The sequence below is a fragment of the Chitinophaga filiformis genome (assembly GCF_900102545.1).
Classification (GTDB): Bacteria; Bacteroidota; Bacteroidia; order Chitinophagales; family Chitinophagaceae; genus Chitinophaga; species Chitinophaga filiformis.
This window is the reverse complement of record NZ_FNBN01000003.1, coordinates 954,516-967,811: the sequence shown is the minus strand read 5'-3', so window position 1 is coordinate 967,811 and position 13,296 is coordinate 954,516. Positions and strand designations below refer to the sequence as shown.

Genomic DNA, 13,296 nt, shown 5'->3' with positions numbered 1-13,296 from the left:
CATGGTTGGCATCTATCTGTAAGATAGTAAATATTCCTTCTGATGACATTACTTTTCTCAGGAAAGCAAAACAAAATACCCTGCATTTCCTTTTAACAGGAGATGCAGGGCATTTTTCTATTTTTAATACAGTATCTTATAAGTATTGATACGGGTACTGCTGTTATCCGACACGTTACAATGATAGCCGGTTAAAACGTACTTCGTTCAAAGACTTACTGCTTCAATATCTTCACCTGTTTCTGCGTACCATCTTTACGCTCCATCACAACAATATGCACACCGGTGTTCAGCGATGAAACACTGATCGTGCTACCAGGATTTTTCACCCTCATTACTTCGCGTCCGCTGATATCATAGATACGCAGGGTGCTCACTTTGTCATTACCACGGATAGAAAGCTGATCCTTCACAGGGTTAGGCGACAGTGTAAGTGTAGTTTCATCTACTGCCAGCTTCTGCTGCATGGCTACTCTTCCAGAAGAAACATTGGTAATGGTCAGATAATTAAGGTTGAAACCACCGGTTGTTGTAGCGATACCGATATTGTAGCTTCCTGCTGGCAATGATACGGTATGTGAAACATCTGTCCATGTCTGCCAGCCGCCGGTGTTAGGTATCACAACGGTGCCCAGTTGTGTAGCGCCTGCATCTTTTTCCAGTCGCAGGGACATATTGGAATTAGGGCTGGCTACGCGATAGCTCACTCTGTAAGTACCTGTTGACGGGATATTCACGGCATAAGACATCCAGTCGCCTGCATCTATCCAACCCACGTTCTGTCCGCCACCTGCATCAGTTGTTGCTTCTACATCTACACCGGCCATATAGTTGTAACTCTCAGCCTGTATAACAGTTGAAGTAGAAGTAGTATTGGATTCTACTTTTACAGAAGATGCTACATCATTCCATCCATTGTCTACCAGGCATTCATCATCTCCTGTCAGCACCAGTGTTGAGCCGGTAAAATTGTCATCCTGGTAGAAGGTCACTTTATACCCTGCAGCTACTTTGATAGAGGAAATAGCATCATTCGGGATACCCAGTGCAATCAGCTGACTGAGTGTATACGATCCGGGATTGAGCGCTACTGCAGTACCTGTGTAGTTACAGTCCCTGTAAGTAACAACCGGACCCGTTGGCGTCTGACCTGCATAACCACCAATAGCAATAGTTACGCGCTGTGGTGAAGGTGCATTGACTGTTGATGAATGATTGAATACATCATCATAGCAGAAGGCGTAAGTCAGACTGTTTAAACTGATATCGCTGCGGTGCCAGAATTTGCAATACCAGTTGTAGGGAGAAGTCTGATAATAGCCTGATGCAGTGGCAAAGTCCTGCGTAGCACCGGTAGCCAGGTTCAGGTTGATAGCATGACGGTTGATAGCTGCACAGATCTGCGCCTGCACTACCTTGTCAAATTCGCCGCCGGAAGCCATTACGCCGCTACCTTCCATCACTTCAATGTTGGTAGGTTTACGGGCAATAGTGCCCACCTTTCCATCGGAAGTTCTCGTGAAGGTGAATACGTCTCCAGATACCCTTCCACTCCAGGTACCGGCATCGCCTGCATTGAAGACCAGGTTACCACCGCTGTACCTGGACCAGATAGCATCAACATAAGATCCGAAGTAATTTCCCTGTGCGCCGCCAGGCTGGAAGGCGGTTGTTTTTGACGGGAACTTGATGATGCCATTCGTAGCATCATAGCAGCCTGCAAATTCAGATGGTGCTGTAGCCTGCCATTGTGCAAGGATCTGCGCGTGTGTCATTACTTCGCCGACTTTCTGATAGAAGCCACCATTGCCCCAGGCTTCAAGGCCCATTGGGTATTGATACCCGTCAACACGGGTAGTGTTTACCCAAAGACCATTGGAGGCATTGGTCAGTTCAATTGTCTCATACCGGATTCCCTGGTTAGGGTCTGTCGGATTAGCCAGGTTTGGCGCTGCATAACCACTCGGTGCGCCGGAAGCACCAAAGAAGTAGAGATACAGCTGTGAGTTGAAGGAGATCAAAATACGGCATCCTTCAATACCGGGAATGTTGATGATCTTGTTAGGAATCTCACTGAGCTTAGCGAAACAATTGGCATATAACCCGTTGTTTCCCGGCCCCTGATTACCGTTGATAACCGGTCCGGGTACTGTGTTGTTGGACACGCTCATCAGATTGACGGTACCGGTTTTCGGATTGATCCATACATGATTGCCGTTGATAATTCCGACAACGGCGACATAAATATTCCCATCGGCGTACGATGAGTTGTTTTGTAATGTGAAGGGTACTGTGGCCTGAGCCTGCACTGCGTCCGCAGTTGCAAATGTTAATGTCAGCAGGAGGACGGTGCGTAGACATAACGTCCCGATGAGGGAAAAGAAAGATCTGGTTTTCATAGATTATGGGTTTTGATTAACAGTGTTATACAAATTTAACTTAATTTATCCGGTAAGTTGCCTTTTGTATAACACTGTACTCATAAAGCCCATCTTATTGCTTCACAAACAATGATATATTTTTATCAATATACTCTACCGTTGTTTTATACAACGCCATTTTGAAACCATCATCATAAAAGTAAGCCTCTATCTTAGCTGCAGACTTCATTTCACCATATCCTTCGCGGAAAGCTTCCCATCTTTGTTCCCAACTATTGCCTTCATCATTGAATGTACGCTTCCTGTTGTTATAGCTATCAGTTGTATTCATCAACTCATCCAGACAGGCAGCATAATCCCCGGCAAGTGATTCCAGTTGTAATTCCCTGAAGCTTTCCAGCACTGCGAAGCTGAACTCCGGACGGTTAAAGAAGAACTGATATACGCCACCGTTGTCAGTTTCTCCGTTAAACAGCAGCACGCAGTAGAATATTTTTTGTCCGCGGTTAAGTTGGCTGAAATAGTATGAAAAGTAAAAGCGCCTGCCGTCATTACGTTATTATTTCGAAGAATAAAATCAGCCTATATCAATTCCTGAACAACTCAAACTTATCCCCATTCCACTTAAACAGCTTATCGGAGATCCGGTAATTACTTTCCTTATAAGATTTTGTGATCACCTCTTTAACTTTTGCCAGTGCTTCTTTGTTCTTGCTTCCTGTTGCCACGAGTACATTACCGGTAGGAATAGCGATCACCCAGTCTCCTTCAACAGATATGGTGTCGTCTTTTGTCCATAATCCCGGGAACAGAATAAGGCTGGATTCATAACCGCCTATTGTTTTAATCAAATGAATTCCGTCTACGCTCTCCCAGTTGAGACTTACCACTACTCTTTTCAAATTGTCCATAGCGATATGATGCAAACTATCCATTGAAATGTTCAGCTCCTTAAATGCTTTAACGTTCAGATATTCAATGCTGGCCTCTGAATCCTGTCCATAGACAACGATCAGCTGATCATTATATTTTTCATTGATGATTCCAACCGAATCCGACTTAGTCGCCTCTCTTATGCCATCCAGGTATTCAACAGGCTTTATGACAGGTATAATACTGGCTAGGAAAGCGCCTTTTTTTCCCGTAAAACCCCGTTCAGCAATAGTTAAATAGTTGCCAATAATAGTCTTCAGGGAACCAGGTTGTGCCTCATAAGCCACGTAAATGTTGTCCAGGTTGAACTTCATACCCAAGTCACCTTTTTTACCGCTGATGCTGAAATCCGACTCCAGCGTAAACGAAACATCAGGATACTTTTTTCTGAATGCATCAATACATTCATTTGCAAACTCTTGTTGTGACATTATTCCCTTGTTGGGAGTGCACTGAGTCAATAACATGACCGATAGTAACAGTACGACTGTACGCATAGTAATTGTATAGGGAGTATTTATAAAGAGCGAAAGATAATGCTAAAAAGTTTAAAACGCTGTTACCTTTCGGGGACGCCCCTACTCTACCTCCACAATCATCTCCACCTCTACGGCCATATTCATGGGTAGCGCATTGGTGCCCAGAGCTGTACGTGCATGCTTACCCGGTTCTCCAAACACCTGGATCATCAGATCAGAAAAACCATTGATCACTTTAGGCTGATCGGAAAAGGCAGCGGTACAATTCACATAACCATTTACTTTCACTATCTGCTTCACTTTATTCAGGCTGCCCAGTTCTTTTCTCAATACTGCCAACTGATTGATAGCAGTTAGCTTTGCCGCGTCATAGCCCTGTTGCACACTGAGTTCCTGTCCCAGCTTGCCGGTAGTATATTCTCCGTTGGCATTACGGGGGCCTTTGCCCGATAAATAGAGCAGATTACCGACTCTTCGTACATCCACATAACTGCCAATGGCAGGCGGTACTTCCGGTAATGTGATCTTTAATTGCAGCAGTTTTTCTTCGGGTGTTTGTGCAAATACCGTAGCGCTTATCAGCATCGATATGAATAACATTAATACTTTCATGTGTTGGCAGATTAAGGTTAATTTAACTTAATGATAATAAGAGGGCTGCTTATATTATGAGCCCCTGTTCAACATCACAAAAGTAGGATAACGCAGGAACCGGTAAAATGGTATTTTGACGCTTCTGGATGGATATTCTGCCCATGTATCTAAAGTACTTTTACCGCCTCAGTAATATTACCCGGCAGATCGGTTGCCGTAATCCCTGCAACCGATTTTCTCAATATCTATACTCAAAAGATTTTACTTTTCCCTAGAAGTTATTACATTTGCTTACAGCACTGTAGCAAAAGGAGTTAAATCAAAAATAAGCCCCAGGCCATCAGTTATCAACCAAATACTCAAGTTCATGTGAAATATACGCTTTCACGTCCCTTTTCCGGTTCAAACACCACTTTATTCACATTAACAAATATCAAGATATACGTGAATGATATGCTATGAAGCGAAAACATACAACTGCTTACCGACAGCACTTCCTCTGATGACAAGGAATGGTATATGTCTCACATTTTTACAACCAAACAAATTTCCTTCATGAAAAACAAACAACGACTAATGCCTGCAAAAGCCGTGTTGCTTTTTGTCCTCCTACCTCTGATAATTGCTCTGACGCCATTTATCACCTGTTCTGCGCAAACGCTTGACGCTACCAAAGCTCCATCCAAAGGAAAAGCCTACTCTCTAAAGATCAGGAAAGGCGATTACTGGATCGGCGGTGGTCTCGGTCTCAGCGGATCTGTAGCACCTATGGGGCAATATATCGGTACGGCCGCTCAGCTATCCGCCAAAGGGGGATATCACATTATCGACAAGCTGTCCGTTGGGGTGAGCCTCACCGCAGGGATCAGCATTTCTGATAAAAAGAGCAAGGGTATCTATACCCGTGGTATCAGCATGCTGGTAGGCCCGATCGTACAATACATGATCCCGCTTTCAAAAACATTCTTCCTGGCGCCAATAGTAGGTGCAACCTGGGGACCCATCAGCGTGAAATCGATGACGTCTCTGCCAGGCCAGCCGGAACAATATGTCAAAATAAAAGGGCATGCTTTCTGCCAGCTGGCAGGTATCGGTCCCTTCTTTGAAGTGATACCGGAAAAGGCAAGCTTTGGTGCACAGATCCTCGTGTCGTCCCTGCAGCAGACAACAACGCTTCATTCAAACGGCAGTGAGATCCCCAACAGTAAAGTAAAAGACGATAAGTCTGGTCCGGCGCTGAATATCGAATTCAGACTACATTTTTAATCCCCTTAAAAAGGGCGTAAAAGGACTATGTCAGCAAGTAATGATCTGTTCTACTCCAGGTTACCAGTCAATCGTATTCCACTCAGCGAGCTGCTGACGGAAGAACATTTATTCTATCCCGTTCCTGAGAACTGGCACGTTATTGTAACAGATATTAAAGGGTCTACGGCCGTCGTACAAAAAGGATTGCACGAAACCGTCAACCTGATTGCCACCGGGAGCATCGTTGCAGTACTAAACATCTGTTTTAAAGCAAATATCACCGTCCCTTTCTTCTTCGGAGGGGACGGTGCTTCTTTTATAGTCCCTCCTGCCGTGAAAGACGCCGCTATGGGAGCGCTTTTATTGTACAGGAATAATACCAGGCAAAACTTCAATATTGAACTCCGGACAGGCCTGGTAGACGTCAGGGATATCTACGCCCGCGGCCATGAACTGCGGATCAGTAAATTCACCAGCTCCGGCAATCTTACTATTCCCATCCTGTTAGGCAACGGTCTCAGTTATGCGGAGAAACTCATCAAAGGAGACGACTACCTCCTCCCGGGTCAGACGCCCGGCGGGAATGAATTAGACCTGAGTGGTATGCAATGCCGCTGGGACAAGATCAAACCTCCGGAAAATCACTATGAAGTAGTCAGCCTGATTGTCCTTTCGACCAAGGTCCTAAAGCAGTCCGAGGCCTTTCAGAAAGTCATTGCCCATATCGATGACATCTATGGCGCCCCTGAGAAAAGGCAGCCTATCTCTATATCAAAACTCCGGCTCAAAGCCTCCTTTACCAAACTGGGATCTGAAATACGCGCCAGGTTTGGCAGCATGAAGCTCTTTTCACTCTTACAAGCCTGGATCACCACCTCACTTGGTTATCTCTATTTCCAGACCAAAACCGGCAGGACCTACCTTACACGGCTGGTGGAAATGTCTGATACACTTGTCATAGACGGTAAAATTAATACCGTCATTACAGGCACCACACAACAACGACTGCTCCTCGAAGAAAGACTTAACAGACTGGAACAGGCCGGAGAGATCTTCTATGCCTTCTATGTGAGCAAAGAATCTGTCATGTCCTGCTACGTCCGCGATATGAAAGACGACCACATTCACTTTGTGGATGGCGCCGGAGGCGGTTATACCCATGCTGCCGGAGTGCTGAAACTGAAATGCAGAAAGGTATAAATCCACCTTTTTTTGACGGACAGAAACGTCCACTTCGCCCCTTAATCTGTCCGGTTAACCCAATCCATCCTGTTCCCGCTATTAACACTGTTATAGCTTTGGAGGACGGCCCTACCCTGCTATCAACGATAAAAATGTCAACAGAAACAAGATTGAATACATCAATGGGCCTACAATTTATAAGCAGACGGAAAAAATTAAACTATATCTTTGGCCCAATGGCCCGGAATTTCTATAAAGCATAATGTGTGATGAATAAGAAAACATTCAAAGTATCTCCCTGGATCATCTGGTGCAGCTCACTGTTCCTCGGACTTATTGCCTCCGTTCCTAAGATTGCGGAGCGGCCATTTAATTTACCGGAAGCGCTTGTCAATTCCGGGATAACATTCTCCTTTTCTGTCATTGTTTGGTATTACAATATCTATACGCTGCCCACCTATAGCAGGCGAGATATCAACCGGGGAATATCTCTCTCCCGGATGTTCACCAGTCTTTTATTCGGGATAGGCATCATGTTGTTACTAGCCTATTGCCAGCAGTGGTTACTTTCACACCTGAACTTTGGCCCTGTAATGCTGATGGTGGAAGTAAGAGGTATCATGATCAATCTTGGATTTTATATGATACTGCATCTGCTGTATCAGAACTACCAGAATCAGCAGGTAAGCATAGAACTGGAACGCTCCAAATCAGACAATCTCGGCGCACAATATGAACTGCTCAAACAACAGATCAATCCGCATTTCCTGTTCAACAGCCTCAATACACTGAAAACAATGATAGAGACCGACGATAAACAGTCTGTCGATTTCGTATTAAAGCTGTCTGAATTTTACCGCTTCACATTAGAAAGCCGTAAACTGGACCTGATCCATCTCTCAGAAGAACTGAATATCGTAAACGCTTATATGTTCCTGCTGAAGGCACGGTTTGAAGATGGTATTCATCTGACCAATAACATTGATCCTGCTTATCTTCAGTCGATGATCCCTCCATTCACGTTGCAGCTGCTGATTGAGAATTGTATCAAACATAACATTGTATCGCTGGAGCAGCCGTTGGAGATAAGACTTTATTCTGAAAAAGATTTTATTATTGTGGAGAATGACGTGCAGCTTAAAATGGACCCGGGCACTTCGATGAAGGTAGGATTGAATAATATCAGTGAAAGATATAATCATCTCCTGGAAAAGGAAATTATGATTGAATCAGACGATAACATATTTAAAGTAAAACTTCCAGTGATCCAATGAATATACTCATTATTGAAGACGAGATCAAAGCAGCAGCTTCCCTGGCCACCATGATAACGAAAATCAGGCCGGAGGCGCAGATATTATCAAAGCTGCAAAGTGTCTCATCGAGCATTAAGTATCTTTCTGAAAATGAACAGCCGGATTTGATCTTTATGGATATCCAGCTTTCAGACGGACTCTGTTTTAATATCTTTAAAGCAGTGAAGATTTCATGCCCGGTAGTTTTCTGTACTGCGTTTGAAGACTATACACTGGATGCATTTAAAGCGAATGGCGTTGATTATGTATTGAAGCCATTCTCCAAAGATGATATTGTCAATGCTTTCAAAAAAGTGGATGAGCTGAAGAACTTCTTCCAGCAACATACACTTCCACAGCTGAATGACCTGCTGGCAAAAGTAGCACCACCTGCCGGCAAGAAGAACTTCCTGGTGTTCAGGAATAACAAATACGTCAACATCTCTACAGATGCCATCGCCTTCTTTTACATCAAACATGAGGCAACTGTTATCAAGACCTTTGAACAGGAGGAATATATGATCAATCAGTCGCTCGACCAGATCCATGCTATGTTATCGCCGGAGCAGTTCTTCCGGCTGAACAGGCAATACCTGGTTAATTTTAAGGCGATAAAAGACGTGGAACACTATTTTGCGCGGAAGATGCTCGTTAACCTGGTCATTCCGAGTCCTGAAAAATTATTGGTCAATAAGGAAAAAGTACAGATATTCCTGTCCTGGTTAGAGAACAGGTAAGCTTACTACATATGGCAACAACAACGACACCAGCTTTTGAGATTAAGAACCCTGTTGACGGCAGTATGGGGTTCAGAATGATCCATTTTGAGGATAACTCCCCTTTTAAGGAACTACAACGCGTAGGCTACTTTTCCATTATATGGATTTACGAAGGAGAAGGGCTCCTGAAGGCAGATTTCACTGAGTATAATATCGCTGCAGGAACAATGCTGTTCTTTGCCCCTTTCCAGCCTTTTATGGTCACTGGAGAACATGTAAAAGGTGTGATGCTGAATTTCCATCATGACTTCTTCTGTGTTATCAAACATCATAAGGAAGTAGCCTGTGATGGTATTCTCTTTAACAACATCAGTCAGACGCCACTGGTCAATATTCCTCCCGAAGAGACGTCTATGATCCGGCTGCTGATCACGCAGGTGGAAAATGAACTGCAGGTAGCAGGGCTGGCACAGCATGACCTGCTGATCTCTTACCTGAAGATCCTGCTGATCAACGTTACCCGGATAAAGGTATCGCAGGACACCGTTAAGCCAGCACCTACAGAGCAAACAGGTGAATCGGATGCATTGCTGCAATTTAAAGCCTATATTGATAAATACTTCCGGGAGAAACATAGTGCCGGTGAGTATGCTGATCTGTTGCATATGACCGTTAAAAACCTGGGAAGAATTGTCAGAGAGTACTATGGGAGAACACCTACTGATATGATCACGGAAAGGATCATTGTAGAAGCCAAACGGGATCTCTACCTGACCTCCAAACCTATTAAAGAGATCGCCTATGATCTTGGTTTTAAAGATGAATATCATTTCAGCAGATATTTTAAGAACGCTATCAATACATCTCCGCAGGCTTACCGGAATTCTCTGAAAAAAGCCTGGAACTAACTTTATAAAATAAACAGGAACTAACTTCATAAAAAGGAACAGGGCCATTTACGGCCCTGTTTTGTTTGTTATCCACTCTATAGTTAACCCTCGGTCTGTTCTTCCAAAACTATTTACCTTCAGCGGCAGCTATGATCACCTTTGCAACTTCTTCAGGGCGTGATATAAACACTGCGTGACTACCTTTTACTTCCGTTACTTTATCACCAGCACGTTTGTACATATTACGTTGAATGTCCGGAACGATGGCCTTATCTTCAGTAGCTACAATGGCGTAGGCAGGTTTTGTTTTCCATGCAGCATCAGCTACAGGTGTAGTAAAACTTGCACCAAAGATGGGCGCCTGTGATGCTGCCATAAAGTCTGATTCTGCTTTGCTCAGATCTGCGGCGAAACCAGCATGGAATTTCGCTAAGTCATAGTAGAGAAATCCTTTTTCATCCGGAGGCAGTATACCGGCTTCAGGAGCGCCAGGCAATGATGTAGCCCATTGAAGCGTATTCTCACCTTTGTCAGGCTGGAAAGCGGCCACATATACCAGAGAAGCTACGTTTGGATGTGTACCTGCTTCAGTGATGATAGTACCACCCCAGGAATGACCTACCAGTACAGTGGGACCATCCTGCCTGTCCAGTATACGTTTGGTAGCTGCCACATCATCTGCCAGTGAAGTAAGCGGATACTGAACTATAGTTACATTATATCCCTTCTTCGACAGTATATCATATACTTTCTTCCAGCCGGAACCATCTACGAAAGCACCATGAACAAGTACAATATTTCTAGCGGTCTTTTTCTGTGCAAAAGAGGATACGGAAAAGAGGCTCAGAAGCAGTACAAAAGCTGTGAATAAAACACTCTTTAATTGCCATTTTGAAGTTGATGTCGTTTTCATTGTGCGTATATTTTTGTGTTTTGTTTTGTGTTTGTGTTTGTTTCGTTTTGTGATACAAAGATGGTTCAAAACAACACCGTAGAGAATGACAGTATTTCCCAACCTAATGGATATTTTTCCAGGGGCATAAAAAAGCCGGCATATGCTGCCGGCTCTATATAATCACTTTGGCTAAAACCTATAAATCACGCTTCTTTAACCAAAAATTCTTCAACAGATCGTTTCTCAGATGAGAAATTAATACCAATGGCTATTCTCCTTCTAGCATCTAATTGATAAGGACGCAAATACCCCCTCTCAAAGATCTGATCAAGAGCGACCTGCGCGGAACCATTTAATTTCAACTCTATAGCAAAAATATATTGATCGGTGAATACTAACACATCGCATCGACCGGTAGAACTATGTACCTCGCTACGTACATCAAGTCCCAGGCGCTTAAAGGATAGATGTACTATGATGTGAAAGATCGATTCGCTTTCAGCTTTCCAATGATCATAAGGAATAGTGGAAATAATTATATCCAGCGCTTTGATCATTTGAGGCATATTATTATTTTTCAATGCCTTACTTAAATCATACGTAACTGCCATTGAATCGTTTCCAGGGAATACATTTCGATACGCACTTAGCAAGGCATCCGTCAAACTTTCTTCTACCTCTCTATTTGGATAACCAAGCTCATATAATCTCGCTTCTTCATCATAATTTCTAATTGTCAGATAACCTGTCTGGAACAAAACCGGTACTGAAGTTAAATGCTCCACGTTGAAACTACTTAAAGCATTTTCTCCAATCCGTATATTTTCAAGTTCAAACTCCCGGTTATGCTTCATCAGATTCACTAACCATGTTGGTGTGCCCGTTTGAAACCAAAAATTTTGAATCCGCCCAGACCCCATAAAATTGAGTATAGAAAATGGATTATATACTCTACTGTTGCCATCCCATGAATATCCGTTATACCATTCCTTTAATTTCTGTAAAATATCAGCCTGGCTTTCCTGAAGAGCAATTATCTCTTCTTTAAAACCTGACTCAAGCTCTTGCTGAGTAATTCCCACCAATGTGGCATAATGCGGATTAAGCGTAATATCATAAAGGTTATTCAGATCAGAGAATATGCTGACTTTAGAAAATCGGCTTACCCCTGAGAGTAATAACAAACGAATATATTCATCAGCATCCTTTAATACAGAATAAAAACTTTTAAATACTGACCTGTTCTCTTCTACCTTTTTTAAATTCTCCAGGTAATCTGTAATGGGCTTATCATATTCATCAATCAGGATCACAACCCGGCCAATCTTCGCTACTTCCCGGATTAATTCCCTGAATTTCAGTGCAAGGCTATCTTGAGTTAGCGTAAGATTAAATTCTTTAGCTAAAAAATCGAGTTCACGACTAATAGCCTCGGTTAACCCAAGTTCTTTATAGTCAATTTGGCTAAATCTGAGATGTATCACTGGGTGCTTTTGTTCCCAATTCCATTTATCATGGATCCACAGACCTTCAAATAAATCCTTATTGCCACTAAAAATCTCCTTAATGGTAGACAACAATAGGGATTTACCAAAACGTCTCGGTCTGCTTAGAAAATAATAATTCCCGGAGTCAATCAATTTATGAATTGATTGAGTTTTATCAATATATAAAAAGCCCTCCTTTCTTATTTTCACAAAATCCTGTAAGCCTATTGGATACTTTCTCATAAAATCAAAGATAAAATAAAATCTATGACAAAGAACTCATTACACACTGCTGTTCAGCAGAACAGCTAATCGGTTCTTATAATCCAATTTGCACCGGCCTATTGACAGAAAAAGCTGTCAATATCAATTTTAGCGATGAATTGCATTAATTACTGCTTAGGATACCAGTTACGCAGACGTACCTCTATATTCTTATTTCCCGCATTTACCTTCTCTTTAAAGGCATTCACATCGCTTAAGCCTTTAGCACCGCGGTAATGATACGGATAAACGATCCTGGGCTTAAACGCCAGTACAGCATCTGCCGCTTCCGGCACATCCATGGTATAAGGCAGATTCATACAAACGAAAGCTACATTGATATTCCTGAGCGAGCGCATTTCCGGAATACCCTGCGTATCACCGGAGATATAGATACGGGCGCCGCCAACGGTCACTATATATCCATTCCCTCTTCCCTTTGGATGTTTGGAATCAGGTGTTTCCGGCAGGTTGTACATGGGGATAGCATTAATAGTAATACCATTCTGAGTAGTCACCCCAAAGTTCTTTAACACCGTTACCATTGGTTTATAAGACGCCGGTAATTTGTCTGCCACTGCCTGTGGAACGATCAGACGGGTCTTGCTGGTCTTCAGAGAGGCAATAGCCGCTGAATCGAAATGGTCGCCATGAATATCCGTAATGAGAATAATATCCGGTGCTGCCAGGCCCTTAAACTTCTCCGTTTTACCTGCAGGATCGGCATAAATAACAGTACCGGCTGCAGAGAGCACCAGGCTGGCATGTTCCACCGGCTGTACCACCAACGGCCCCTTTGAAGTTTTTACAGTATCTGGCGCGCTGATCTGGGCGTTTACGCTCCCCGTAAGAGCGGCAAAGCATAATGATAGTATTCCGATTCTCATAGTCATAATATTGGATGAATGATAGATTTGCTTTCAGATGAT

At 43.2% G+C, this 13,296-nt stretch carries 11 protein-coding genes and 1 pseudogene; 5 read left to right on the top strand and 7 right to left on the bottom strand.

From position 1 onward, the window contains the following. Positions 1-215: 215 nt before the first annotated feature. From BLR32_RS16135 to BLR32_RS16120, 4 genes and pseudogenes are all read right to left on the bottom strand, one after another. Positions 216-2,399 carry a beta-1,3-glucanase family protein gene (locus tag BLR32_RS16135; protein ID WP_089833542.1) on the bottom strand — a complete coding sequence of 728 codons (2,184 nt, stop codon included), beginning with the start codon at positions 2,397-2,399 and terminating at the stop codon, positions 216-218. 94 nt (positions 2,400-2,493) lie between these two features. After that, a pseudogene (locus BLR32_RS16130) lies at positions 2,494-2,883 on the bottom strand (DMP19 family protein); the annotation flags it as partial. An 85-nt stretch (positions 2,884-2,968) separates the two neighbouring features. Next, positions 2,969-3,745, bottom strand: a complete 777-nt coding sequence (locus tag BLR32_RS16125) for a DUF1444 family protein (RefSeq protein ID WP_176842304.1) — start codon at positions 3,743-3,745, stop codon at positions 2,969-2,971. A 147-nt stretch (positions 3,746-3,892) separates the two neighbouring features. Beyond that, positions 3,893-4,405, bottom strand: a complete 513-nt coding sequence (locus tag BLR32_RS16120) for a RidA family protein (RefSeq protein ID WP_089833537.1) — start codon at positions 4,403-4,405, stop codon at positions 3,893-3,895. A gap of 537 nt (positions 4,406-4,942) precedes the next feature. Between BLR32_RS16120 and BLR32_RS16115 the strand changes: the two genes are divergently transcribed. From BLR32_RS16115 to BLR32_RS16095, 5 genes are all read left to right on the top strand, one after another. Further along, complete coding sequence (locus BLR32_RS16115; protein WP_143011489.1) at positions 4,943-5,653, top strand: hypothetical protein; 711 nt, start codon at positions 4,943-4,945, stop codon at positions 5,651-5,653. A 27-nt stretch (positions 5,654-5,680) separates the two neighbouring features. Next, a complete protein-coding gene (locus BLR32_RS16110; protein WP_089833533.1) occupies positions 5,681-6,835 on the top strand; it encodes a DUF3095 domain-containing protein in 1,155 nt (384 codons plus the stop codon). A gap of 251 nt (positions 6,836-7,086) precedes the next feature. Continuing rightward, positions 7,087-8,091, top strand: a complete 1,005-nt coding sequence (locus BLR32_RS16105; RefSeq protein ID WP_089833531.1) for a sensor histidine kinase — start codon at positions 7,087-7,089, stop codon at positions 8,089-8,091. Next, positions 8,088-8,849: a LytR/AlgR family response regulator transcription factor gene (locus BLR32_RS16100; protein WP_089833529.1), complete on the top strand. Its 762-nt coding sequence runs from the start codon at positions 8,088-8,090 to the stop codon at positions 8,847-8,849. The genes BLR32_RS16105 and BLR32_RS16100 overlap by 4 nt, the downstream gene beginning before the upstream one ends. An 11-nt stretch (positions 8,850-8,860) precedes the next feature. Continuing rightward, positions 8,861-9,739: a helix-turn-helix domain-containing protein gene (locus tag BLR32_RS16095; RefSeq protein ID WP_089833527.1), complete on the top strand. Its 879-nt coding sequence runs from the start codon at positions 8,861-8,863 to the stop codon at positions 9,737-9,739. A 109-nt stretch (positions 9,740-9,848) separates the two neighbouring features. On the opposite strand, the gene BLR32_RS16090 is transcribed toward BLR32_RS16095, so the two are convergent. From BLR32_RS16090 to BLR32_RS16080, 3 genes are all read right to left on the bottom strand, one after another. Continuing rightward, positions 9,849-10,634, bottom strand: a complete 786-nt coding sequence (locus BLR32_RS16090; RefSeq protein WP_089833525.1) for an alpha/beta fold hydrolase — start codon at positions 10,632-10,634, stop codon at positions 9,849-9,851. A gap of 185 nt (positions 10,635-10,819) precedes the next feature. Then, a complete protein-coding gene (locus BLR32_RS16085) occupies positions 10,820-12,346 on the bottom strand; it encodes an ATP-binding protein (RefSeq protein ID WP_089833523.1) in 1,527 nt (508 codons plus the stop codon). A 149-nt stretch (positions 12,347-12,495) separates the two neighbouring features. Next, the gene (locus tag BLR32_RS16080; protein ID WP_089834184.1) at positions 12,496-13,254 is read right to left on the bottom strand and encodes an MBL fold metallo-hydrolase; all 759 of its coding nucleotides are present in this window, start codon (positions 13,252-13,254) and stop codon (positions 12,496-12,498) included. Between the last annotated feature and the right edge of the window lie 42 nt (positions 13,255-13,296).